The following is a 24,276-nucleotide window of genomic DNA, read 5'->3' as shown; positions in this document are numbered from 1 at the left end:
CCTGAAATCAGCAGGAATAGAGCGGATGCCCGTGCGGTTGCACCCGCGTATCTACTTCACAGGGGGCAATCATCTCGTCGACGCAATCGGGTAACGATCAGAACGTGCAGCAGGACGTGCCGTGGCTCAGCGACGAGGAGCGCGCCCGCCTGAGTGCGCCCGTGAACCAGCGCGCGGTCGTGTTCACGCTCGCGTTCACGGGGCTCGTCGCGGCGTTCATGATGACGCTGCTCACGCCGCTCGTGCCCTCGCTGCCGGCACTGCTCGACGTCTCGCCCTCGGACGGACAGTGGGCGGTCACCGTGACGCTGCTCGCCGCCGCCGTGTCGACGCCGATCGCCGGGCGTCTCGGCGACCTGTACGGGAAGCGGCGGATGGTGCTCGTGCTGCTCGCGCTCGTGATCGTCGGGTCGGTGGTGGCGCTGTTCTCGAGCTCGCTGATCCCGCTGATCGTGGGGCGGGCGCTGCAGGGGGCGGGGATCGGTGTGATCCCGCTGGGTGTCAGCATTTTGCGTGACGTGCTGCATCGCGACCGGCTCGGCGGCGCGGTCGCGCTCGTCAGCGCCACGCTCGGCGTCGGTGGCGCGGTCGGCCTCCCGGTCGCCGCCGTGATCTCGCAGTACCTCGACTGGCACGCCCTGTTCATCGTCTCGGGGCTGCTCGCGGCGGTGGGGCTGGTGCTGGTGTGGCGGATGATCCCGGTGAGCACCCTGCGGAGCGAGGGGCGCTTCGACGTGCTCGGCGCGGTCGGGCTCGCGGTGGGTCTGACGGGGGTGCTGCTCGGGGTCTCCAAGGGCGGCAGCTGGGGCTGGGGCTCGCCGTTGACGCTCGGGTCGCTAGTGGGCGGCGCGGTCGTGCTGCTCGCCTGGGGCGTGTTCGAGCTGCGCACGCCGAGCCCGCTGATCGACCTGCGGGTGGCCGCGAGCCGCACCGTGCTGCTGACCAACCTCGCGTCGATCACGGTCGGCTTCGCGTTCTTCGCGAGCACCGTGGTGCTGCCGCAGCTGCTCGAGGCGCCGACCGGCACCGGGGTCGGGCTGGGGCAGACGATGCTCGTCGCCTCGCTCTGCCTGATGCCGAGCGGGCTCGTGATGTGGGCGATGTCGCCCGTGGCCGCGCGGCTGATCAAGGCTCGCGGGGCACGCACCAGCTTCATGCTCGGGATCGCGATCATCGCCGTGGGCTACGTGCTGGCGCTGTTCCTGATGACCGAGGTGTGGCACACGATCGTGATCGCCACCGCGGTGGGGTTCGGGGTGGGGTTCGCGTACTCGTCGATGCCGACGCTGATCATGGCGGCGGTGCCCGCGACCGAGACGGCCGCGTCGAACGGGCTGAACTCGGTGATGCGCACGCTGGGGTCGACGATCGCCAGCGCGGTGCTGGGCGTGGTGCTCGCCGGGAACCTGGTGACCGCCAACGGGGTGACGACGCCGAGCGCGTCGGCGTTCCAGGTGACGTTCGTGATCTCGGCGGTCGCGGCGGCGGTGGGCGTGGTGCTGACGGTGTTCATCCCGCGGCGCGCGGCGGCGCTGCGCGGCGCGAGCCTGCCCGACTAGCTAGACGGCCGCGATGGTCCAGGCGGCGGTGGTCGAGGCGTTCGGGGCCAGGACGATGAGGTCGGTGCCCGAGTTGAAGGCGTCGGGCGGGCAGGTCATGGGCTCGACCGCGAGGCCCGCGCGGTGCATCGATGGGTCGACGTTGTCGGCCGTGTGCACCTGCACCCAGCCGCACTCGGGGCCGAAGGTCATGGCGGTGGCCGTGCCCTCGGGGGAGCGGACGGTGACCGTCGCGACGCCGTCGGCATCGCGCGAGAGCGAGCGGAACGCGTGGTCGATGAAGGTGTCGGCGATCAGGCGCTCGCTGCGGAAGTCGAAGACCCCGCCGTCTTCGCTCGCGACGTCGGCGATCGCGACGGGGATGAGACGGTCGGGCGTGACGGTGAGCACCTCCGCGGCCGGCAGGGTGAGCATCCACTCGTCGACCGGGCCGGGGCCGGCCACGAGGTAGGGGTGCGGGCCGGTGCCGTACGGCGCCGGGGTGTCGGAGACGTTCGTCGCCGTGACGGACTGGCGCAGGCCGCCCTCGGCGTCGAGCGCGTACTCGACCGCGAGCTCGAGACGGTGCGGGTAGCCCGCCTGGGGCTCGACGGTCGCGCCGAGCAGCACGCGGGAGGCGTCGCGCTCGAGCACCGCGAAGTCGAGCCAGGCCGCCAGCCCGTGCAGCGCGTGGCCGCGGGCCGGCTCGGTGAGGGCGAGCACCTGGTCGATGCCGTCGAAGGTGTAGAGGCCGTCGACCACGCGGTTGGGCCAGGGCGCGAGGGTGGCGCCGCGGTAGGCGGGGCGCAGCTCGTCGAGGCCGAACGGCACGACGAGGTCGCGGCCCTCGTGCTGGAGCAGGCGCAGGGTGGCGCCGATGCTGGCGATCGAGGCGCGGTAGGCGCCGGCTTCGAGGTCGATCCGCGATCCGGACAGGGGGCGGCGGGAGGCGTTCACGGCGGTGCTTCTTCCAGACGAGACGGGCGGGACGAGACGGGACGGGCTGAGCGGGACGGGCAGGGCGCGACGTCGGGCCCGAGACCTCATCGCGCCTCCACGCTAGCGCCTCGTCGGCGCCGGCCCGGGCGGCGTCGGCCATCTGTGGACGGTCCGCCGAGCATCCGAGCCTGTGGAGGAGCTTCGCGGTAGGTTCGTGATGCACCAGCTCATCAACCGAAGGGGACACGATGACCGACGACAGCCAGCGCCCGGGCGAGCCGACGCCTCCGCCCGCCGCACCGCAGTACCAGGCGCCGCAGGGCCAGCAGCCCGGCCAGGCGTACCCGGCGGCTCCGCAGTACAACGCGGCCCCGCAGTACAACGCCGCCCCGCCCGCCGGCCAGGGCCAGGTGGTGCCCGGCAAGACCCTCGGCATCGTCAGCCTCGTGCTCGGTCTCGTCGGCTTCTTCATCATCGCCTTCGCGGCGCCGATCGCCGGCATCATCACGGGCGTCATCGCCGGCCGCCAGTCGAAGGCCGCCGGGGTCAAGAACACCCCGGCCAAGGCCGGTCTGATCATCTCGATCGTCGCGCTGGTGCTGCAGATCATCGGTGTGATCATCTTCATCGTGGTCATCGGCGGCGTCATCGCGCAGTGCGCCGATCTCGGCCCCGGTGTCTACGAGGTCGACGGCCGCACCTACACCTGCAGCTGATCCGGCTTTGCCGAACGACGAAGCCCCGGGGGTCGACCCTCGGGGCTTCGTCGTCGGTTCAGGATGCGCGGCCCCCGCTCGCCGGCCGCCGCTCACTGACAGCCGCCGCAACATTCGGGCTCCGCGGAGGCTGTCGAACTAGAGTTGGCACCGACGCTCCACGACCAGTTCACGCTCCAGAAGCTCCCAGAAAGACGGTTCACCATGGCTGCTCGCATCTACGACGACGTCACCCAGCTCGTCGGCCGCACCCCGCTCGTGCGCATCAACCGGCTCACCGAGGGCATCGACGCCACGGTGCTCGGCAAGCTCGAGTTCTACAACCCCGCCAACAGCGTGAAGGACCGGATCGGTGTGGCCATCATCGACGCCGCCGAGAAGTCGGGCGAGCTGAAGCCGGGCGGCACCATCGTCGAGGGCACGAGCGGCAACACCGGCATCGCGCTGGCCATGGTCGGCGCGGCCCGCGGTTACAAGGTCATCATCACCATGCCCGAGACCGCGTCGACCGAGCGCCGCGTCGTGATGCGTGCCTACGGGGCAGAGATCGTGCTCACCCCGGGCCCCGAGGGCATCCGCGGTGCCCTCGCCAAGGCGCACGAGATCGTCGACGCCACTCCGAACTCGATCCTCGCGCGCCAGTTCGAGAACGCCGCGAACCCCGAGATCCACCGCACCACCACCGCCGAGGAGATCTGGGCCGACACCGACGGCGGCGTCGACATCTTCGTCGCCGGCATCGGCACCGGCGGCACCATCACCGGTGTCGGCCAGGTGCTCAAGGAGCGCAAGCCCGGCGTGCAGATCGTCGGCGTCGAGCCCCTCGACTCGCCGCTGCTCACCGAGGGCAAGGCGGGGCCGCACAAGATCCAGGGCATCGGCGCGAACATCGTCCCCGACATCCTCGACCGCGAGGTCTACGACGAGATCATCGACGTCTCGCTCGACGACGCGCTGCGGGTGGGCCGCGAGCTCGCCAGCGAGGAGGGCATCATGGCCGGCATCTCGTCGGGCGCCATCATGTGGGCGGCCCTCGAGGTCGCGAAGCGGCCCGAGAACGCGGGCAAGACCGTGGTCGCGATCGTCTGCGACCTCGGCGAGCGCTACATCTCGACGCCCCTCTGGGCCGGCCTCGGCGACTGACGCGCGACCGGCGAGCAGGCGAGGGGTGAGCGACCGGTCGGCGCTGCCGCCGTCGAACGACGTGCGCGCCGCGCGCGGCCGCGGCGGACGCGACCGGTCGGCGCTGCCCGCGGGCGGCATCGCGCGGGTGCGGGCGCGGCTGCGGGAGGACGTGCGGGCGGCGCGGCTGCGGGATCCGGCGGCGCGGTCGGGTCTCGAGATCGTGCTGGCGTACCCGGGCGTGCATGCGGTGTGGGTGCACCGGGTCGCGCACCGGTGGTGGCGCAGCCCGGGGCTCCGGCTGCCCGCGCGGCTGCTGTCGCAGTTCGCCCGATTCCTCACCGGCGTGGAGATCCACCCCGGGGCCCGCATCGGCCGACGGCTGTTCATCGACCACGGCATGGGCGTCGTGATCGGCGAGACCGCGGTGATCGGCGACGACGTGATGCTGTACCACGCGGTCACGCTGGGTGGAAAGAGCACCCGGCGCGAGAAGCGGCACCCGACGCTCGGCGACCGGGTGACGGTCGGCGCGGGCGCCACGATCCTGGGTCCGGTGCACATCGGTGCCGATGCGAGCGTCGGCGCGGGCGCGGTCGTCGTGAAGGACGCCCCGGCCGGCGCCATCCTCGTCGGCATCCCCGCCCGCGACCTCTCGCAGCACGCCTCGACCGGCCCCGGCTCGCTCACCGACCCCGCCTTCTACCTCGACCCCGGCATCTACATCTGACCCGAGCGTCGACCGCGCGGCCGACCGTGGCGGGTGAGGCGTGGTCGCGCATCCGTCATCGGGGCAAGCTCGAAGCATGACCGAGCAGAGTGACGAGCGGATGCCCGAGCCCACCGACCGCGACGGCGACACCCGCGGCGCAACCGACCGCGACGCCGGCCCCGACGCCGCGCACCGCCGGCCCGAGGGCCTGGACGACGCGACCGTCGAGGCGCTGGGCAAGCTGTCCGAGGCGCTGGAAGTGGTGGAGCAGGCGCGCGGCTTCCTCTACGGCTTCCACCGGATGACCGGCAAGGCCGATCTCGCTCTCGGCGAGGCGATCGGGCTGCTCCGCGAGGCCGGCCACGAGGAGCTGGCCGAGCGGATCGACCGCGAGATCGTCGGACGCAACGTCATCGAGGGCCGCTGGACGTTCCAGATCGTCGAGGACTTCGACGACAACTACTACGCGGCCTTCCGGGCGGCCGAACGCGACGCCCGCGACCAGCTCGCGGACGGCCGCCGCCACCTCTTCGAGGCGGAGATGAAGGAGGACCGCCGCACCCACGGCCGCCGCCACCACGAAGCCCGCCCCTGACGCCCCGAACCGACGCCCCGAACCGACGGCCCGCGCCGAGTCAGCCCTGAGCGGGCGACGACGGCGACTCGACGACGACGGTGCCGGCGATGATGTCCGCCTTGAGCTGGTCGAGCTCCGTGATCACGGACGGATCGATCCGGCTCTCCCAGTCGTGCAGCGGCGCGATGCCGACGCCGTCGTTCTCCAGGGTGCCGACGTAGGGTGCGCTGTCGAAGTCGCCGGCGCCCGCGGCCGTCGTGACCTCGGAGGCGGCAGTCGTCAGGTTCTTCAGCACCGACGTCAGGTAGTAGGGAGCGCCCTCCGGCTCGGCCTCGTACGCGTCGTTGTTCACGCCGAGGATCGCACCGTCGACCCCGCGGTCCTTCATGGCCTCGATCGAGGCGAGGAAGAGCGAACCGGCGACCGGCATGATCACGTCGACGTTCTGGTCGAGCAGGCCCTCGCTCAGGGTCTTCGCCTGCACCTGGTCGTCGAAGTTGCCGACGAAGAGCCCGTCCTGGGCGGCCTTGTCCCAGCCGACCACTTTGACCGACGCACTGTGAGCCTCGTTGTACTTCGCGACCCCGTCGACGAAACCGTCCATGAAGACGGTGACCGAGGGGAAGGGCATCCCGCCGTAGGTACCGACGACGCCGGTCTTCGAGGCGGCGGCCGACAGGTAGCCGGCGAGGTAGGCGGCCTGGGCGGTGTCGAAGAGCACGGGCTTCACGTTGTCGACCTCCACCGGGGTGCCGTCGTCGTCGGAGACGGTCGAGTCGATCAGGGCGTAGTCGATGTCGGGGTTCTCGGCGGCCGAGTCACGGGTGGCGGCGGCGAGGGCGAAGCCGACGGTCACGATGAGGCTGCAGTCCTCGTTCACCATGGCCGAGATGTTGCCGGCGTACTGGTCCTCGGAGGTCGATTCGGCGGTGCGGGTGTCGACACCGAGCTCGTCGGCGGCCTGCGCGACACCGTCATAGGTGAGCTCGTTGAACTGGCCGTCCTTGAACCCGGTCAGGTCGGAGACGGCGCACGGCAGGAAGTCGTCGGTGGTGGTCCCGGATGCTCCGGCCTCCGTCTCCGGGGCACTGGCGCAGCCCGCCAGAACGAGGGCGGCGGCGGCCGTGACCGAGCCGAAGCTGAGGAAGCGGGTTCTCGTGGTGAGGGTCATCGTGATCTCCAGGTTTCGCTGATGCGGTGTCGGAACGGTGCGGGTGGTGCGGTGGGAACGGGTGCCTAGTGCCCTCCCGCCGCCGCCGCGATCAGCCCCAGCCGCACCGAGTCGTCGGCGAAGACCGCCGCCGCGCTGGTGCGGTCGAGCCGCTCGAGGTCGGCGGCCGTGAAGCCGAGGGTCGGGCCGAGCAGTGCCCGCTCGGCCGACAGCGGTGACCCGGTCTGCACCGGGTTGTCGTCGCCGAGCGCGAGGGCCGCCCCGGCGCGGGCGAACAGCCCCGCCGGATGCGCGGCCACCGACGGGATCGCGCCGGTGTACCAGTTCGACGTGGGACAGATCTCGATCACGATCCCCTCGTCGACGATCCACGCCAGTGCGTCGGGGTCGCTCGCGAGGTGCGCACCGTGGCCGATCCGGCTGACACCGAGCAGTTCGACCGCCGACCGGGCGGCGTGCCCGGGAGCGGACTCCGCGGCGTGGCAGGTGAGCCCGAGACCGGCGGCTCGGGCGACCCGGAAGGAACCGACATGCGGCTCCAGCGCGGGGAAGAGCAGCTCGTCGCCGGCCAGGTCGAAGCCGACGACGCCGCGTCCGGCGAAGCGGGCGGCGCTGGCCGCGACGTCCTCGTTGACCGTGGGCGAGTGATGCCGCAGCGCGGCCACCACGACGCCCGCCGGCATACCGGTCAGAGCGACGCCGTCGGCGACACCTTCGCAGACCGCCGCCACGACCTCGTCGAGCGGCAGGGAGTCGGAGACGTGGGTGGCCGGCCCGAAGCGCAGCTCGAGGTAGTCGCCTCCGTCGGCGGCCGCGTCCTCCACGGCCTCCCGCGCGATCCGGGCGAGCATCTCCCGGCGCCGGAAGAACGGGTAGCTCGACGCCACCTTCTGCAGGTAGACCGTCAGGTCGGCGGGGCCGGTCAGCTGCAGAGCATCCGCCCACCCCGCCGGAGGCTCGGGGAGGCCGGCCGCCCCGGCGAGCTCGGCGGCCGTCGACGGGCGCAGCCGCCCCTCGAGATGGGAGTGCAGATCGATCAGCACGTCACACCTCCAGCAGCCGGCCGAGCAGCACGGGCGCGAAGTCGGTGCCGAGCTCGAGCACGACCCGCACGTGGGCGCCCGGCTGGTCGGGATGCCCGAGGAAGCGGCCGCGCAGGTCGCAGATGGTCTGGCCCCGGCCCGGCCCGTCGGTGGTGTCCACCTCGACGTGCACCCTCGGTGCGACGGTGGGCCGCACCGTCCCGGTGGCGATCGCCGCCGCCAGGGGGTCGTGCAGCGCCGAGCGGCGCTCGCCGTAGAAGGTGGAGTTGAAGTCGAAGTAGAAGTCGAGCATCTCGCCGAGTGCGCGGCCGAGGGGCCGTCCCGAGTCGAGCAGCCGGTGGCGACCGGCCTCGTCGAGCGGATGCGCCAGCGTCACGTCGAGGGGGACGAGCGTGACCGGCCACGGCGCCGAGAGCACGGCCTGGGCCGCCTCGGGGTCGTTGCCGATGTTGGCCTCGGTGACGGGGGAGATGTTGCCGGGCACGAGCGCCGCACCTCCCATGACGGTGACCTCGGCGATCAGGGAGGGCAGCGACGGCTCCCGGCGCAGGGCCTCGGCGAGGTTGGTCAGCGGGCCGACGGCGAGGATGCGCAGCTCTCCGCCGTGGCGTCGGGCGAGCGAGATCAGCAGCTCGGCCGCATCGACGGCGAGGGGCTCGTCACCCGACGACGGCGCGGAGAATGCACCGAGCCCGGCCGGCCCGTGCACGTGGGTGGCGCCGCCGTCGAAGCCGGCGCGCGTGAACCCGCCGGCCGACGGCTCGGCCGCGCCGACGGCGACCGGCCACGACCGGCCGGCGAGCGCGAGCACGTCGATCGTGTTGCGGGCCCCCTGCGCGGCCGACACGTTGCCGCTCACCGTGCCGACGCCCACCACCTCGACCTCGGGCGATGCGGCCAGCCAGCCGAGCGCGAGGGCGTCGTCGATGCCGGTGTCGCAGTCGACGTACAGGGGAACGGGGTTCATCGTGACTCTTCTCGAAGGGCGGCGGAGGTGCTGCCGCGGGTATGAAGTTGGATGTTATACGTCCAATGTGTCGCTGGTGTTACGATCGGGCCGGCGCATCACAGCTCCAGCCGCACGGCGGTCTCGAGCGCCGCCTCGATGCTCGTCATCCAGCCCGCCGCCAGCGCCTCCTTGACGCCGTCGTAGAGGCTCGTGCCGTCGTGGAGGTTGCTCGAGGCCGCGCAGATCATCCCCGCCCGCACCCCGCGCAGACGCGCGACGACGAACAGCGCCGAGCTCTCCATCTCGACGTTCAGGATGCCCAGGCCGTTCAGCTCGGCGATCCACTCGGGCGTCTCGGCGTAGAACGCGTCGTCGCTGACGTTCAGGCCTGAGTGCACGGTGGTCGAGGTGCCGGCGGTGAGCGACCGCGCCGTCTCGGCGAGGCTGGTGGCGATCTGCAGGTCGGGTACCGCCGGGTATCCCGGGTGCGCATAGGCGGCGGTCGTGCCGTCGTTCCGCAGCGTGCCCTCGCTGACGAGCAGGTCGCCGGGTCGGATACCCGTCTGCAGCCCGGCCGATGAGCCCACCCGGATGAGCGAGGTGACGCCGACCCGGATCAGTTCCTCGGCGGCGATGGCGGTCGACGGGCATCCCATTCCGGTGGAGGTTGCCGTGATCAGCCGTCCCTTGTAGCGCCCGGTCATGGTGAGGTGCTCCCGCTGATGCGCGACGGTCGTCACGTCGGACAGGAACTCCGCGATCATCGGCACCCGGAAGGGGTCGCCGGGCAGCAGGGCGACGGTCGAGACCTCGCCCGGCGCGATGCCGATGTGGTACTGCCGTTCGCCGAGTCCGACCGAGTTCTTGTCGACCGCTGTCGATGCCATGGTGTCTCCCTGTCTTGAGTGAGTATGATGTTATACATCCAGGTCGGCGTCAATGGCCGACGGATGATCGGCACCGACGTCCGCGCGACGAGGAGAACGTCCATGGCAGCTGCAGTCACCACCCTCCGACTCGATCCGCTCGTGGTGCCCACGGGGCAGCCTCTGCGGGTCGCGGTCTACTCCTCCCTCGCCGAGGCGATCCGGAGCGGACGGGTGGAGCTCGGCTCGCTGCTGCCGAACGAGACCGACCTCGGCGTCGCCCTCCGGGTCAGCCGCACGGTGGTGCGCGAGGCTCTGATGCTGCTCGAAGAGGACGGGCTGATCCGCACCCGCCGCGGCATCGGACGGTTCGTGGCCGAGGCACTGCCGCAGGTCGGGCTCGAGCAGCTGCGACCCCTGGAGTCAATCGCGGCGACGGGCGACGGCGCCGTCGAGGTGGTGCGCACGCTGCACGAGCTCCAGCCCACGAGCGACTTCATCAGCCGCGGCCTGCAGCTCGAACCCGACAGCGAGACCTGGGTGCAGGAGAACGTGCTGAAGCGTGACGGCGAGCCGGTGGCGCAGATGCTCGAGGTGCTGCCCGCCGGAGCGGTGCTGGCCGAGCGGAGCCCGGAGCTCGCGGCCCGGCTGCCCGAGCTCGAGACGGAGGGCCGCAGTCTGCTCGCCGCCGTGATGGACGTGCTGGGCGGCCGCCTCGGGCCGGCCGTCTACGACGTCTCGGTCGGTCGCGCCGGCGCCGAGCGAGGCCGCAGCATCGGCCTGCCCGCGAAGGCACCCGTTCTGGTGCTCACGCACAACGTGCTGCTCGACGGCAAGCCGCTCTACCTGGCGAAGAACCTCATCACCCAGGGTTTCGGCGCACTCACCATCGCCCAGGGCTGACCCGGCGACGATCCGCGGCGGGCGCTGGCGCAGAACGCCTACGACGCCGAGCGGATCGAGAGCGCCGCGTTGATCAGCGCCAGGTGGCTCAGCCCCTGCGGCAGGTTGCCGAGGAACGCGTGGTCGGACGCCGCGATGATCTCGGAGTAGAGCCCGACGTCGTTGGCGAGGGGGAGCAGGGCGCGCATCCGCTCGGTCGCCTCGTCGACACGCCCGGTGCGCGCCAGAGCCTCGGTCAGCCAGAAGGCGCACGCCACGAACGTGCCCTCCTCCTCGTCGACGCCGCTGTAGCGGTAGAGCAGCGGGCCGGCCGAGAGCTCCTCGTCGATGCGGGAGATGGTGGCGTCCATGCGCGAGCGCGGCCCGAAGGCGCGGTCGGCGTGCAGCAGGATCGACGCGTCGAGCCGGTCGCTGCCCGGGTGCATCAGGTAGGCGCCGCGCTCCTCGCTCCAGCCGTGCTCGGCGACCCACTCCTCGATCAGGCGCCGGTTCTCGCGCCAGTGCGCCAGGTCGTCCTCGCTCGGCTTGATCTCGCCGATATCGGCGAGGTGCAGCGCGTCGGTGATGGCCTGCCAGCAGCCGACCTTGCTCGAGACGTAGTGCTCCTCCTCGGGCAGCTCCCACATGCCCGAGTCCTTCTTCGGCCAGTTGTGGCAGGCCGCATCCGTGAAGGCGACGATGAGCTCGCTGGTGCGCTCGTCGAGGATGTTGCCCGCATCCACGTAGCGCGCCATGATCCCCACGACGTCGGCGTAGACGCCGAGCTGCAGCTGGTCGCTCGCGTCGTTGCCGATGCGCACCGGGCCGATGCCGCGCCAGCCCTCGGCGGGGGCGTCGTGCATGTCGCCCGGCAGCGAGCCGTCGAGGCGGAAGAAGATGTGCAGCTCGCCCTCGTACTGCTTCAGCGTCTTCAGCACCCACGACACGGCCGCGTGGGTCTCCTCTCGCAGGCCGAACTCGACCAGCGCGCCGACGGTGTAGGCCAGGTCGCGCACCCAGGCGAAGCGGTAGTCGTAGTTCTTGCCGCCGGTGCGGTTCTCGGGCAGGCCCGAGGTGGCGGCGGCCGCGATCGAGCCGGTGGGGCTGAAGATCAGGAGCTTCAGGGCGAGGGCGCTGCGCTGCACGACGTCGGTCCACTCGTCGTCCTCGTCGTCCTCCGGCCCGTCGAACTCGCGGGTCCAGGCCTGCCAGCTCTCGATCGAGCGGTCGATGCCGCGGTCGACGTTCTCGGGCACCGGAACGTGGATCGGCTCGTCGTCGGTTCCGCAGAGCGTCAGCAGGTGCCGCGATCCGGCCGACGCGGTGAAGGCGCCGTAGAACGACAGCGGCCCCTCGGGGAACCCGTCGCCCGGCTCGGCGGGGTCGATCCGGCCGTGCTCGCTGCCGACCAGCACGAGGTCGATCTGCCCGACGCGCAGGATGGGCCCGTGCACGGTGTCGATCCGCTTCACCCCGGGGATGTCGCTGCCGTCCTCGCCCCGGTCGTCGATGGTTCCGGATGCGCGTTCCGCGCCGTCCTCGTGCGACGACGTGTCGTCGCCGTCCTCCAGCCCCGCCCCGTCGTCCTGCAGCCCGTCGAACACGGCCCCCGGCACGACCGCCCACCGCATCGGCACCGAGCCCTCGAGCCCCTCGATCCGGCGGGCGAGCTCGAGCCAGGGCAGCCGGCCGGCCACACCGGTGACCAGCGCATCCGTCACCCGCACCACGCCGGTCGCCGTGGTGAACGTGGTCTGCAGCACGTTCGTGCCCGGGAGGTAGACGCGTTTGCTGGTGAAGTCGTCCACGGGCCGGAGCTCGAAGCGGCCGCCGCCGGGGGCGTCGACGAGGGCGGCGAAGACGGGGGGAGAGTGCAGGGCCGGCACGGGCATCCAGTCGACCTGGCCGTCGAGGGCGATCAGCGCGACGGTGCGGCCGTCGCCGATGGCGGCGTAGTCGCGCAGGTCGACGTAGCGGGTGGGGAGCTGGGGCGCGGCGTCGGCCGGTGAGGGTGTCATCGCTCTCGATCATGGCCCTGTGCGACGCCCACGGCACCGGTTCGCGCCCGTGAGTACGCCGACTGCCGATCGGCGGCAAGCCCCGCGCGCGATCGGATCGACCGTCGTAGCGTGGCGGGCATGTCCGAGACCATGTACACGCCCCAGGATCCGACCACCCAGCACCCCCGCCCGCCGTTCCCGGCCCAGCAGCAGAGCGGCCCCGGCGACACCCGCAAGATGGACCCGGCACCCGACCACGGCGAGACCACCTACGTCGGCACCGGACGTCTGCCGGGCCGCAAGGCGCTGGTCACCGGAGCCGACTCCGGGATCGGCCGGGCCGTCGCGATCGCCTACGCCCGCGAGGGCGCCGACGTCGCGCTCAGCTACCTCGCCGAGGAGCAGGCGGAGGCCGAGGAGGTCGCCGAGCTGATCCGCGCCGAGGGCCGCACCGCCGTGCTGCTGCCGGGCGACCTGCAGGACGAGGCCGTCGACCAGCAGGTCGTCGCCGACGCCGTCGAGGGTCTCGGCGGCCTCGACATCCTGGTCATCAACGCCGGCACCATGCCCACCGTCGACAGCATCGACGACTTCGAGACGGAGACACTCGACCACGTGCTGAAGACCAACATCTACCCGCTGTTCTGGTTGACGAAGGCGGCCTCGCCGCACCTGAAGCCGGGCGCGTCGATCATCACCACGTCGAGCATCCAGGGCTTCGTGCCGTCGCCGTCGCTCGCCGAGTACGCGGTCTCGAAGGCGGGCATCGCCAACTGGACCCGGGCCATGGCGCAGCAGCTGATCGAGCGCGGCATCCGCGTGAACGGCGTGGCCCCCGGCCCCGTCTGGACGCCGCTGCAGCCGGCCTTCGTGCCGAACCAGAAGATCGAGGAGTTCGGCAGCGAGACCCCCATGGGCCGCGCCGGCCAGCCGGTCGAGCTGGCCCCGGCCTTCGTCTTCCTCGCCTCACAGGAGTCGAGCTACGTGGTGGGCGAGACGATCGCGGTCACCGGGGGCTCCCCGACGCACTAGACCTGCTGTGACTGAGGGGCGGATGCGGGGGTCACCCCGCGTTCGCCCCTTGCGTTCGTTATGCACGCAAGTCGAGAGGTGGGGCGGGGGACCGTAGGGTTGAGGGGCAGCCTGTCGATGAAGAGAGAAGCACCATGACGTCAGAGACCACGACCACGCCGACCAGCGCGCCCGCCGCACCCGCCGCACCCGCCGCCGAGCGGCACGAGGTGCCCGCCGAGATCTCGCGCTCGTGGCTGCTGCTGTCGGCCCGGCGCACCGAGGACTTCGACCGCGCCTCCCGCTCGCGCGCCGACCAGCTCGTGCTCGACCTCGAGGACGCGATCGACCCGAAGCACAAGGACTCCTCCCGCGACGACGTCGCCGCCTGGCTGAGCGGCGGCGGCAGCGCCTGGGTGCGCATCAACGACCGCGCCAGCGACTTCTGGAGCGACGACGTCGACCAGCTGAAGGGCCTGCCGGGGCTGAAGGGCGTGATGCTCGCCAAGACCGAGGACGCCTCGCACGTCACCGAGACCTTCGACCGCCTCGGCGGCACCACCCCCGTGCTCGTGCTGATCGAGTCGGCCCTCGGCATCGAGGAGGCGGTGAACATCGCCCGCGCCCGAGGCGCGTTCCGGCTCGCCTTCGGCAGCGGCGACTACCGCCGCGACACCGGCACCAGCGCCGAGGACATCGCGATGGCCTACCCGCGCTCGCGCCTCGTCGTGGCGAGCCGCGTCGGCGGCCTGCCCGGCCCGATCGACGGGCCGACCGTCTCGTCGAGCCACCCCGTGCTGCGCGAGCAGTCGGCCACCGCCGTCGCGCTCGGGCTCACCGGCAAGCTCTGCCTCGACACCGACCAGCTGCCCGTGATCAACGAGGCGATCAGCCCGACGCAGTCCGACGTGACGTGGGCGCGCGACTTCCTGTCCGACTTCGAGGCGCGCGGTCGGGTCATCCGCGACGGCAGCGACCTGCCGCGGCTCGGTCGCGCCGAGAAGATCGACCGCCTGGCGCGGGCGTTCGGGGTCGGCCCGCTCTAGGCCTCGGCGAGCGGACGCAATCCGGCCAGCTCCGACCCCGGTGTCGGTGGCGCCCGATATCATCGGCAGATGCCGTTCCACAGCAAAGAGACCCTGGAGGCCTGGCTCGACGAGTTCCGCACCACCCGCGAGGGTGGGCAGCTCATCAACGTCCTGGTGCAGCACGGAGGCGATGGCGCCGACACCGGTCTCGTCGTCGTCCCGTTGAAGAACGAGGGCACCGAGATCTACATGCAGCCGGTCAGCGTCGGCGATCCGCACTGGAGCGTGACGCTCGGCGAGCGCACCAAGCCTCTCGAGCTGTCGTCGCTCGACCTTCAGGCCCTGGTGGCCGAGCTGGCGGTGGCCGCCGCGCTCTGCCAGTTCCTTCAGGACAAGTCGGCCGCCCACACCGAGGCCTGACCCGCGGCGAAGCCTGACTGGCGGCGAGGCCCGACCGGGCGTCAGTCGCCGAGCACCGCCCACCCGTGCGGCGGGAGGCTCGCCCGCCCCGCCGCGAGCGACGCCGACCCGGCCAGCACCGCCGAGGCCCCGCCCGCCGGCACCGCGACCGCCTCGTCGCCGATGTTCAGCGCCGTCACCACCGCGCCCGACCCGGTCGCCGTGCGTACGACGAGCGCCGTGTTCGTGACGTGCAGCACGTCCGACCGCGCCGAGTGCAGCCAGGCGTGCCGCCGCCGCAGCGCGATCAGCTCGCCGTGCAGCGCCAGCAGCTCGACCGCATCCGCCCCGGCACCCGGCAGCGAGGCGGGAAGAGTGTCCGGCGACGGCGGCGAGTCCGGGAACTCCGGCCGCACCGCGTCGTCGCCGCCGAGCCGCTCCTCCTTCACGGCGCGCAGCCCGTACTCGTCGCCCGCGTAGACCATCGGCGTGCCCGCCAGGGTGAACAGCAGGGCGAGGGCGTGCGGCAGATGCCGCGCATCCGGGATCGCCGAGGCGATGCGCGAGACGTCGTGATTGCCCACGAAGGTGGTCGGCACGAAGCCCTCGAGCAGCTCGTTGCCGCGTTCGATGGCGTGCTTCAGCTCGAACAGGTTCGCGTCGGCGATGCCGTGCCAGAGGCCCTGCCACAGCTCGTACTGGGTGAGCGAGTCGAGCCCCGACTCGGCCACGATCGCGAGCGCGTCGCCGTGGATCACCTCGCCGGTGAACCAGGCCTCCGGATGCGCGTCCCGCACCCTCGGCAGCACCGAGGCCCAGAACGCCGGCGGCACCGCGTACGCCGCGTCGAGCCGCCAGCCGTCGGCGCCGCGGCCGAGCCAGTACGTCATGACCTCGACCACGAGGTCGGCCACCGCGGGGGAGGAGTGGTCGAGGGCGACGAGCTGGTCGTGCCCCTCGAAGACGTCGGCGCGCACGGGGTCGCCCGGCTGCCAGCCGTCCCAGTCGACCCGGAAGAGGCCGGCGGTGGCGGCAGACGGCCCCGACTCCTCCAGCGCGGCGAAGGCAGGATGAGCCCGGCCCACATGGTTGAAGACCCCGTCGAGCAGCACGCGCACGCCCCGCTCGTGCGCGGCGGCGACCAGCCGGTCGAAGTCGGCCTCGTCGCCGAGCCGCGGGTCGATGCGGAAGTGGTCGGTGGTGTCGTAGCCGTGGGTGGAGCTCGCGAAGACGGGGCCTAGCGCGAGGCCGTTCAGGCCGAGGTCGACCACGTGGTCGAGCCAGGACTCGAGGCGGCCGAGGCGGTGGGCGGGAGCATCCGTCGACGCAGCCTCACCCGCCTCGGGACGCACGGGTGCCCCCGTGAAGCCGAGCGGATAGACATGCCACCACATCACGTGGTCGACCCAGGAGCTCATCCCGTCAGTCAACACCGTTCCGAGGCGGGTGCGGCGAGACCATAGGATTTAGGGCATGTCCAAGGTACTGAGCAGGCTCCCCGTCGGCGAACGCGTCGGCATCGCATTCTCGGGAGGCCTCGACACCTCCTGCGCCGTGGCGTGGATGCGCGAGAAGGGCGCGGTGCCCTGCACCTACACGGCCGACATCGGCCAGTACGACGAGCCCGAGATCGACAAGGTGCCGGGCCGCGCCCTCGAGTACGGCGCCGAGATCGCCCGTCTCGTCGACGCGAAGGCCGCTCTGGTCGAGGAGGGCCTGGTGGCGCTGCAGTGCGGCGCGTTCCACATCCGCTCCGGCGGCAAGACCTACTTCAACACCACGCCGCTCGGCCGCGCCGTCACCGGCACGCTGCTGGTGCGCGCCATGAAGGAGGACGGCGTCGACATCTGGGGCGACGGCTCCACCTACAAGGGCAACGACATCGAGCGGTTCTACCGCTACGGCCTGCTGGCCAACCCGCGCCTGCGCGTCTACAAGCCCTGGCTCGACGCCTCGTTCGTCGGCGAGCTCGGCGGCCGCACCGAGATGAGCGAGTGGCTCGTCGAGCGCGGCTTCCCCTACCGCGACTCCACCGAGAAGGCCTACAGCACCGACGCCAACATCTGGGGCGCCACCCATGAGGCCAAGCGCCTCGAGGAGCTCTCGGCCGGGCTCGACCTGATCGAGCCGATCATGGGCGTCGCCGCCTGGCGCGACGACGTCGAGGTCGCCACCGAGGAGGTGTCGGTGCGGTTCGAGGCCGGACGTCCGGTCGCGATCAACGGCGTCGAGTACGACGATGCCGTGGCGCTGGTCTTCGAGGCCAACGCCATCGGCGGCCGCCACGGGCTGGGCGTCAGCGACCAGATCGAGAACCGCATCATCGAGGCCAAGAGCCGCGGCATCTACGAGGCCCCGGGCATGGCGCTGCTGCACATCGCCTACGAGCGCCTGCTGAACGCCATCCACAACGAGGACACGGTGGCGAACTACCACACCGAGGGCCGCCGCCTCGGCCGCCTGATGTACGAGGGTCGCTGGCTCGACCCGCAGTCGCTGATGCTCCGCGAGTCGATCCAGCGCTGGGTCGGCTCGGCCGTCACCGGCGAGGTCGTGCTGCGCCTGCGCCGCGGCGACGACTACACGATCCTCGACACCACCGGCCCGGCGCTCAGCTACCACCCCGGCAAGCTGTCGATGGAGCGCGTCGGCGACGCCGCCTTCGGCCCCGACGACCGCATCGGCCAGCTCACCATGCGCAACCTCGACATCGCCGACTCGCGCGCCCGCCTCGAGCAGTACGCCACCGCCGGCATCATCGGCGGCGCGACCGCCGAGCTGGTGGGCGAGCTGGAGCAGGGCGAGGCGAGCTCGATCCTCGAGGGCGGCCACGTCTCCGCCTCCGAGGACGCCCTGGAGCGGGCGACGGATGCGGCCTCCGAGGGTGCGGCGTTCGACGCCGGCACCGACTGACGTCGTCCGCGCCCAGGCCCGCACGCACGACGACCCCGGTCACCCGCTCATCGAGCCGGGCGGCCGGGGCCGTTGGCGTGAGGGCTACTCGTCGTAGTTGAGGTTGTCGGCGATGACCTCCTGGTCGTCGCCGAACACGGGGTTGATCTCCTCCGCGTCGTCGTCCTGCACCTCGTCGATGCTGACGGTGTCGTCGAGATCGACGTCCTCCGCGCCGATGTCGGTCAGGTCGGGGTCTTCGATTCGGTCGTTCACGTCGGACATGCCGTTCCTCTCGGGGAAATCGATAGCTGCAACCCCTCCAACTTACGCACCTTTCGGGCGGCGGGAGGAGTGTACTGAGGAGATGCCTGACTCTCACCCCAGTGCCTCGGCCCAGCCGCCCGCCGGACGCTCGCTCTGGCGCGACCGGCCCGCCCGCGCATCCGTCGCGACGCCCTTCGACCCGAGCCCCGTCCACGACGTCGCCGTCGTGGGCGCCGGCCTGACCGGCCTGATCACCGCCCTTCGGCTCGCCCGCGCCGGCAAGCGGGTCGCGGTGCTCGAAGCCCTCGACATCGGCGCGCTGGCCTCGGGCAACACGACCGGGAAGGTGTCGCTCCTGCAGGGCAGCCGCTTCTCGAGCATCCGCTCGCACCACTCGTCGCGCATCCTGAAGGCCTATGCCGCGATGAACCGCGACGGGCAGGAGTGGCTGCTCGGGTTCTGCGAGGAGGCGGGGGTGCCGGTGGAGTACCGCACCGCCTACAGCTACGCCCAGCACCCCGACTCGAAGGCCGCCGACACGGTCGACGCCGAGTACCGGGCCGCGCGCGAGGCCGGGCTGCCGGTGTCGCTCGTCACCCCCGACGACGTCGACGTGCCGTTCCCCTTCGCCTTCGGTGTCGCTCTGCCCGAGCAGGCGCAGCTCGACACGATGGACGTGCTCGAGGCGCTCGCCGCCGCCTTCGTCGCCGCCGGCGGGGTGCTGCACACGCAGACCCGCGTCACCGGGGTGCGTGCCTCGAAGCCGGCGCGCGTGCGCACGAGCCGCGGCGAGCTGCGGGCCGGGTCGGTCGTGCTCGCGACGGCGACGCCGATCCTCGACCGGGGCCTCTACTTCGCCAAGGTCGAGGGCCTCCGCAGCTACGGGCTGGCGTTCGAGATTCCGGATGCCCGTGCCGGCGCACTCCCGGACGGCATGTTCATCTCCGTCGGCGACTCGGCCGAGGAGGGCTCGCGCTCGGTGCGCACGGCCCCGCACGAGGGGACGGAGCTGCTGGTGATCGGCGGCGACGGCCACTCGGTCGGGCGCCCCGGCGACCGCTCCGAGAAGGAGCGCGTCGCCCAGCTCGAGCGCTGGACCGAGGCTCAGTGGCCGGGGGCCCGGCTGACGCACGCCTGGTCGGCGCAGGACTACGAGTCGCTCAACATGATCCCCTTCGTGGGGTCGCTGCCGCGGGGTCGCGGCCGGATCCTCCTCGCGACCGGGTACGCCAAGTGGGGGCTGACCAATTCGGCGGGGGCCGCCATCCGGCTGACCGACGAGCTGACCGGCACGCCGCGGCGTGAGCGGGCGCACTGGCAGACGGTGCTCGGCACGCGGCTCACGCGGCCGGCCGACCTGGCCAAGGGGGCGGCGGCAGGAGCATCCGTGGGCCTTCAGACGGCCAAGGGGTGGCTGGGCGCCGAGACCCGCTCGACGCCCGTGCCGAAGCCCCGGGAGGGCGAGGGAGTGGTGGCCAACTCGGCCGGTCGCCCCGTGGGGATCTCGACGGTGGAGGGTCGCACCTGTGCCGTGAGCGCCGTCTGCCCGCACCTCGGCGGGGTGCTGGAGTGGAACGACGCCGAGCGCAGCTGGGACTGCCCGCTGCACGCCTCGCGCTTCGCGGCCGACGGCACGCGGCTCGAGGGCCCGGCGCTGAGCGACCTGCCGACCCTGCCGCGCACCCGCCACCGGCACAGCGCCTAGGGGTTCCGGCCCGCACCTTCCCCGGTGTCGGTGGTGATGTGTACGCTGTTCACATGACCACCGCCGAAGCTCCGGAGCACTGGAAGAGGAACACCGGTCTGTTCCTCACCGGGCAGACGGTGTCGCTGTTCGGGTCGATGATCGTGCAGTACGCGGTCATGTGGTACGTCACCTTCGAGACCCGGTCGGGGCTGGCCGTGGCGCTCTACGCGCTCGCCGCCTTCCTGCCGCAGGGCATCGTGTCGATCTTCGGCGGGGTGATCGCCGACCGGGTCAACCGCAAGGTGCTCGTGATGATCGCCGACAGCAGCATCGCGCTGGCCACGCTCGCGCTGGCCCTGCTGATGCTCAACGGCCTCACCGATCTGTGGATCATCCTCGTCGCGGTCGGCGTGCGCTCGATCGGGGCCGGGGTGCAGTCGCCGGCTGTGCAGGCGATGATCCCGCAGATCGCGCCGCCCGATCAGCTGATGCGGGTGAACGGGCTGTTCCAGACCATCCAGTCGGCCATGGCGCTGCTCGCGCCCGCCGCGGCGGGGGCGGTGTTCGGGGTGTTCGGCATCGTGCCGGTGTTCTTCATCGACGTGGTGACGGCGGTGATCGGCGTCGGCCTGCTCGCGTTCGTGACGGTGCCGACGCTGGCGTCGATCGCGGCGAAGGAGACGAGCTTCCGCTACGACCTCGTCGAGGGGCTGCAGTACATCTGGCGGCACAAGGTGGTGCGCTGGCTGCTGGTGGTGTTCGCCATCATCTTCCTGCTCACGGTGGCGCCGTCGTTCATCACCCCGCTGCTGGTCGCGCGCACCTTCGGCGACGAGGTGTGGATGGTGACGGTGCTCGAACTCGCCTTCAGCGTCGGCATGATCATCGGCGGCGTCCTCGTCTCGACCGTGCTCGCCCGGTTCAGCCGGATGGGGCTGATCCTGTTCGCCACCTTCGGCTTCGCCGTGTTCACCACGGCCCTCGGGCTGAGCCCGAACCTCTGGGTGTTCTACGGCTTCATGTTCGGCTTCGGCCTGCTGGTGCCCCTGTTCTCGGCGCCGTTCATGACGCTGGTGCAGGAGACGGTCGACCCCGACAAGCACGGGCGGGTGTTCAGCTACGTGGGGATCGTGATGGCGCTGGCCGCCCCCATCGGCATGAGCGTCTTCGGGCCGCTGGCCGACGTGATCAGCGTGCAGCTGCTGCTCGTCGTGGCGGGCGCGGTGACGGTGGTCGTGGTGGTGGTCGCGATCGCGCTGCCCTCGGGGCGCGCGGCGATCGCGGCGTCGCGGGCGGTGGCCGAGAAGGAGGCGGCGGGCGACTCCGGAGCGCCGGAGGGTGCCTCGCCGGCGGTCGACGCGGGCGTCGCCGACGCTCCGGCCGAACCCAGCCGCCGTGAGTAGCATCGGAGCATGACGCGCGGAGACCGGGAATCGCTCATCCGCAAGACCGCCGCCGGTGCCGTGCGCGGCGCCCGGGACGGCGAGGTGCTCAGCTGGAAGGGCATCCCGTTCGCGGCCGCGCCCACCGGGAACCGCCGCTTCCGCCGGCCGCAGCCGCCCGCGCCCTGGCACGAGCTGCGGGATGCGACGGCGTTCGGGGCGATGGCCCCGCAGCACGTGCTGAAGTCGATGGACGTCGACCCCTCGGTGCCGCTCAGCGAGGACTGCCTGACGGTCAACGTCTGGGCGCCGGCGGGCGCGGCGGCCCCGGCGGGTGCGCCGGGTGGCGCGGGCGCGTCCGGCGCGGCGGGCCGGCCGGTCATGGTCTGGATCCACGGCGGCGGCTACTTCGCCGGCTCCACCGCCCAGCGCTTCTACGACGCCACGACCCTCGCGGCCGAGGGCGACGTCGTCGTGGTCACGGTCAACTACCGGCTGGGCATCCTGGGCTTCGTCGACTTCTCCTCCCTGAACCGCGCGACCGGGGAGTCGTTCGGCCACGGCTTCGACGCGAACGTCGGCCTCCGTGACCAGATCGCGGGCCTGACGTGGGTGCAGCAGAACATCGCCGCCTTCGGCGGCGACCCCGGCAACGTCACGCTGTTCGGCGAATCGGCCGGGGGAGCATCCGTCATCGCGTTGATGGCCTCGCCCCTGACGGCCGGCCTCTTCCACCGGGCCATCGCGCAGAGCGCCCCCGTCACCTCGGTCTACGGCCGGGAGCGCGCGGCCACCGTGGCCCACCGCTTCCTCGACATCGTCGGCATCGAGCCGGGCGACGCCCACCGCCTGCGCGAGCTCGACCCCTTCGACCTCGTCGACGCCGGCGCCGAGCTGGTGCACGAGGTCTCCGGCTCGGTGCCCGGCACGCTCGCGATGGCGCCCGTGATCGACGACGAGGTCGTGCCCGAGTACCCGCTGACCGCATTCCGCGAGGGGCATGTGCCCCGCCTGCCGCTGATCATCGGCACCAACCGCGACGAGTCGTCGTTCTTCAAGCTGATGCGTTCGCCGCTCCTGCCGATCACCTCCGAGAAGATCGAGCAGATGTTCGCCGAGATCGCCGCCGACAACCCCGGTGCGCCCGGTTTCGACGAGGCGGGGGCGCGCATCACGAGCGCCTACCCGAGCTACCCCCGGCGCCGCACACCCGCCGAGGTCTCCCGCGACGCGGGGTTCCGGATGCCCAGCATCTGGCTCGCCGAGGCCCACAGCCGGAACGCCCCCACCTGGATGTACCGCTTCGACCACGCCACGCCCCTCCTCAAGGTCACCGGCATCGGCGCCACCCACGCCGCCGAGCTGGCCTACGTCTTCGGCTCGTTCGCGCCGCGCGGCCGCGACATCGTGTTCGGGCTGGGCGGCCGACCCGAGGCGCTGCGGGTGGCGGGGCGGATGCGCGGCCGCTGGATCGCGTTCGCCCGCGGTGAGGCGCCCGAGCTCTCGGCCGGCGCAGATCCGGACGCCGCGGGCTCCGACGACGTCGTGCCCTGGCCGCCCTACGATCCCGAGACCCGTCCCACGCTCATCATCGACCGCGAGGAGCGGGTCGAGCACGACCCCGACGGGGAGATCCGCGAGGCGTGGGGGCCGGAGATCCTCGCCTTCCGGTGACGAGCGGGCGAGCATCCGCCCCTCTGCCCTCGCCTGCCGGCCGCCGCACCCGCCGCGTCGTGCCGTCGTGATAGGAATGCTGCATGGTCGCCGAGCAGTTCGTCACGCCGTTCTGGCTCGACCTCGCGGCGACCGGCCTCGGCAGCGTTCAGGGGGCGTCGTTCGCGGCGCAGTTCAAGGACCGACGGCTCGACCTGCTCGGCGTCGGCCTGATCGGGGTGGTCGCCGGGTTCGGCGGCGGTCTCATCCGCGACCTGCTGCTGAACACCGTGCCGGCGGCGCTGGAGTCGAACTGGTTCATCCCCGTCGCGATCGTGGCCGCGCTGCTCGGAATGGCGCTCGAGCGCGTGTTCACGCGGCTGAACGTGCTGGTCACGGTGCTCGACGCCGTCAGCCTCGGGCTGTTCTGCGCGATCGGCACGAGCAAGGCGCTCTCGTTCGGCCTGCCCGTGGTGCCGGCGATCTTCGTCGGGATCGTGGCGGCGGTCGGCGGTGGAATGCTCCGCGACATCCTGCTCGGGCTGCCGATCGGCGTGATGCACGTCGGGTCGCTCTACGCCGTCGCGGCGGGCGTGGGCGCGATCTTCCTCACCGTGGCCATCGGCGTGGGCGCGAACATCACGATCGCGGGCATCGGCTGCGTGATCGTGACCACGCTCATCCGCCTGCTGGCCGTGCGCTTCGGCTGGAGCCTGCCGGAGCAGCGCACCATCAGCACCCTCCGGCGGCTGCGGCGGCAGAAACGCGCCTGAACGTTTCGGCGGCGACCCCCGTTGTCCGAGGATGAGGCCGTCGGCAGCCCTCCTCGCACACCGGCTTCAGGCCGGGCGCAGAGAATCGCCATAGGGCTCTGCCAGCTTCGCTGAATACCGTCGAGACCGCTCGCACCCCCGCCCGCCCCCTCCCGAACGACAGGATGCGCCCATGATGACCACCCGACAGAAGAAGATCGGCCTCTCCGCCCTCGCCGGAGTCTCCCTCTCCGTCGCCCTGGCCGGCTGCGCCACCGATGCGACGGCCGAGTCGGACACCGGTTCGGCCTCCACGCCGGCCGCCTCGGCCGCGGCGACCCCGGCCGCGACTCCGGGCGCGACCGCCGCCGCCGGCTCCTCCTCCGCCTCGTCCACCTACAAAGACGGCACCTACGAGGCCAAGGGCAGCTACACCTCGCCCAACGGCCAGGAGGAGATCGACGTCTCGCTCACCCTCGCGGGCGACGTCATCACCGCCGTCACGGTCACGCCCGAGGCCACCAACCCGAACTCGGTCAACTACCAGACCCAGTTCGCCGACGGCATCTCCGAGGTCGTCGTGGGCAAGGACATCGACGAGATCGACGTGTCCCGCGTCGCCGGCTCGAGCCTGACGAGCGGCGGCTTCAACGAGGCCGTCGAGACCATCAAGTCCGACGCGGCCTGACG

The 24,276-nt window shown here is 72.0% G+C and carries 23 protein-coding genes; 15 read left to right on the top strand and 8 right to left on the bottom strand.

What is annotated here, in order from left to right; genetic code table 11:
• The first annotated feature begins 104 nt into the window (after positions 1-104).
• A complete protein-coding gene (locus tag ITJ64_RS04315) occupies positions 105-1,559 on the top strand; it encodes an MFS transporter (protein WP_370545035.1) in 1,455 nt (484 codons plus the stop codon).
• Here the strand turns inward: ITJ64_RS04315 and ITJ64_RS04310 are convergent, their stop codons facing one another.
• Positions 1,560-2,495, bottom strand: coding sequence for an aldose 1-epimerase family protein (locus ITJ64_RS04310; protein WP_370545034.1), 936 nt, complete (start codon positions 2,493-2,495; stop codon positions 1,560-1,562).
• A gap of 230 nt (positions 2,496-2,725) precedes the next feature.
• Between ITJ64_RS04310 and ITJ64_RS04305 the strand changes: the two genes are divergently transcribed.
• From ITJ64_RS04305 to ITJ64_RS04290, 4 genes are all read left to right on the top strand, one after another.
• Entirely contained in the window at positions 2,726-3,193 is a 468-nt protein-coding gene (locus ITJ64_RS04305; RefSeq protein ID WP_194679507.1) for a DUF4190 domain-containing protein, read from the top strand.
• Between the two features lie 204 nt (positions 3,194-3,397).
• The gene (gene cysK, locus ITJ64_RS04300) at positions 3,398-4,336 is read left to right on the top strand and encodes a cysteine synthase A (protein WP_194679506.1); all 939 of its coding nucleotides are present in this window, start codon (positions 3,398-3,400) and stop codon (positions 4,334-4,336) included.
• Between the two features lie 118 nt (positions 4,337-4,454).
• Positions 4,455-5,045 (top strand): serine O-acetyltransferase EpsC, encoded by a 591-nt coding sequence (gene epsC, locus ITJ64_RS04295; protein WP_194680733.1) that lies wholly within the window; start codon positions 4,455-4,457, stop codon positions 5,043-5,045.
• A 100-nt stretch (positions 5,046-5,145) separates the two neighbouring features.
• On the top strand, positions 5,146-5,622 hold the full coding sequence (locus ITJ64_RS04290) for a hypothetical protein (protein WP_194680732.1): 477 nt from the start codon (positions 5,146-5,148) through the stop codon (positions 5,620-5,622).
• A gap of 40 nt (positions 5,623-5,662) precedes the next feature.
• On the opposite strand, the gene ITJ64_RS04285 is transcribed toward ITJ64_RS04290, so the two are convergent.
• The 4 genes from ITJ64_RS04285 to ITJ64_RS04270 form a co-directional block, all read right to left on the bottom strand.
• Positions 5,663-6,775 carry a BMP family protein gene (locus ITJ64_RS04285; RefSeq protein WP_194679505.1) on the bottom strand — a complete coding sequence of 371 codons (1,113 nt, stop codon included), beginning with the start codon at positions 6,773-6,775 and terminating at the stop codon, positions 5,663-5,665.
• Between the two features lie 65 nt (positions 6,776-6,840).
• A complete protein-coding gene (add, locus tag ITJ64_RS04280) occupies positions 6,841-7,818 on the bottom strand; it encodes an adenosine deaminase (RefSeq protein WP_194679504.1) in 978 nt (325 codons plus the stop codon).
• 1 nt (position 7,819) lies between these two features.
• Complete coding sequence (locus ITJ64_RS04275) at positions 7,820-8,785, bottom strand: nucleoside hydrolase (protein ID WP_194679503.1); 966 nt, start codon at positions 8,783-8,785, stop codon at positions 7,820-7,822.
• Between the two features lie 98 nt (positions 8,786-8,883).
• Positions 8,884-9,654 carry a nucleoside phosphorylase gene (locus ITJ64_RS04270; RefSeq protein WP_194679502.1) on the bottom strand — a complete coding sequence of 257 codons (771 nt, stop codon included), beginning with the start codon at positions 9,652-9,654 and terminating at the stop codon, positions 8,884-8,886.
• A 102-nt stretch (positions 9,655-9,756) separates the two neighbouring features.
• Between ITJ64_RS04270 and ITJ64_RS04265 the strand changes: the two genes are divergently transcribed.
• The gene (locus ITJ64_RS04265) at positions 9,757-10,536 is read left to right on the top strand and encodes a GntR family transcriptional regulator (protein ID WP_194679501.1); all 780 of its coding nucleotides are present in this window, start codon (positions 9,757-9,759) and stop codon (positions 10,534-10,536) included.
• A 38-nt stretch (positions 10,537-10,574) separates the two neighbouring features.
• Here ITJ64_RS04265 and ITJ64_RS04260 read toward each other — a convergent pair whose 3' ends face one another.
• Positions 10,575-12,533 (bottom strand): glycoside hydrolase family 15 protein, encoded by a 1,959-nt coding sequence (locus ITJ64_RS04260; protein ID WP_194679500.1) that lies wholly within the window; start codon positions 12,531-12,533, stop codon positions 10,575-10,577.
• 120 nt (positions 12,534-12,653) lie between these two features.
• Here ITJ64_RS04260 and ITJ64_RS04255 point away from each other — a divergent pair, with 120 nt between their 5' ends.
• The 3 genes from ITJ64_RS04255 (at position 12,654) to ITJ64_RS04245 (ending at position 14,974) form a co-directional block, all read left to right on the top strand.
• Positions 12,654-13,547, top strand: a complete 894-nt coding sequence (locus ITJ64_RS04255; RefSeq protein ID WP_194679499.1) for an SDR family oxidoreductase — start codon at positions 12,654-12,656, stop codon at positions 13,545-13,547.
• Between the two features lie 134 nt (positions 13,548-13,681).
• Entirely contained in the window at positions 13,682-14,572 is an 891-nt protein-coding gene (locus ITJ64_RS04250; RefSeq protein ID WP_194679498.1) for a CoA ester lyase, read from the top strand.
• A 69-nt stretch (positions 14,573-14,641) separates the two neighbouring features.
• Complete coding sequence (locus tag ITJ64_RS04245; protein ID WP_194679497.1) at positions 14,642-14,974, top strand: hypothetical protein; 333 nt, start codon at positions 14,642-14,644, stop codon at positions 14,972-14,974.
• 41 nt (positions 14,975-15,015) lie between these two features.
• Here the strand turns inward: ITJ64_RS04245 and ITJ64_RS04240 are convergent, their stop codons facing one another.
• Positions 15,016-16,371, bottom strand: coding sequence for an alpha-amylase family glycosyl hydrolase (locus ITJ64_RS04240; RefSeq protein WP_194679496.1), 1,356 nt, complete (start codon positions 16,369-16,371; stop codon positions 15,016-15,018).
• A gap of 55 nt (positions 16,372-16,426) precedes the next feature.
• Between ITJ64_RS04240 and argG the strand changes: the two genes are divergently transcribed.
• Positions 16,427-17,866: an argininosuccinate synthase gene (gene argG, locus ITJ64_RS04235; RefSeq protein WP_194679495.1), complete on the top strand. Its 1,440-nt coding sequence runs from the start codon at positions 16,427-16,429 to the stop codon at positions 17,864-17,866.
• A gap of 84 nt (positions 17,867-17,950) precedes the next feature.
• Here the strand turns inward: argG and ITJ64_RS04230 are convergent, their stop codons facing one another.
• Positions 17,951-18,130, bottom strand: a complete 180-nt coding sequence (locus ITJ64_RS04230; protein WP_173183081.1) for a hypothetical protein — start codon at positions 18,128-18,130, stop codon at positions 17,951-17,953.
• Positions 18,131-18,212: 82 nt separating this feature from the next.
• On the opposite strand from ITJ64_RS04230, the gene ITJ64_RS04225 reads away from it, so the two are divergent.
• The 5 genes from ITJ64_RS04225 to ITJ64_RS04205 all read left to right on the top strand — a co-directional run bounded on the left by ITJ64_RS04225 (position 18,213) and on the right by ITJ64_RS04205 (position 24,274).
• Positions 18,213-19,817, top strand: a complete 1,605-nt coding sequence (locus ITJ64_RS04225; RefSeq protein ID WP_194679494.1) for an FAD-dependent oxidoreductase — start codon at positions 18,213-18,215, stop codon at positions 19,815-19,817.
• Between the two features lie 53 nt (positions 19,818-19,870).
• Positions 19,871-21,202 carry an MFS transporter gene (locus ITJ64_RS04220; RefSeq protein WP_194679493.1) on the top strand — a complete coding sequence of 444 codons (1,332 nt, stop codon included), beginning with the start codon at positions 19,871-19,873 and terminating at the stop codon, positions 21,200-21,202.
• A gap of 9 nt (positions 21,203-21,211) precedes the next feature.
• Positions 21,212-22,855, top strand: coding sequence for a carboxylesterase/lipase family protein (locus ITJ64_RS04215; RefSeq protein ID WP_194679492.1), 1,644 nt, complete (start codon positions 21,212-21,214; stop codon positions 22,853-22,855).
• 83 nt (positions 22,856-22,938) lie between these two features.
• Complete coding sequence (locus ITJ64_RS04210; RefSeq protein ID WP_194679491.1) at positions 22,939-23,607, top strand: trimeric intracellular cation channel family protein; 669 nt, start codon at positions 22,939-22,941, stop codon at positions 23,605-23,607.
• Between the two features lie 172 nt (positions 23,608-23,779).
• The gene (locus tag ITJ64_RS04205; RefSeq protein ID WP_370545032.1) at positions 23,780-24,274 is read left to right on the top strand and encodes a hypothetical protein; all 495 of its coding nucleotides are present in this window, start codon (positions 23,780-23,782) and stop codon (positions 24,272-24,274) included.
• Positions 24,275-24,276 lie beyond the last annotated feature (2 nt).

This window comes from Herbiconiux sp. VKM Ac-1786 (assembly GCF_015350805.1).
GTDB lineage: Bacteria > Actinomycetota > Actinomycetes > Actinomycetales > Microbacteriaceae > Herbiconiux.
Note: the sequence above shows the minus strand (reverse complement) of the source record. Positions and strands in the feature narration are given on the sequence as shown.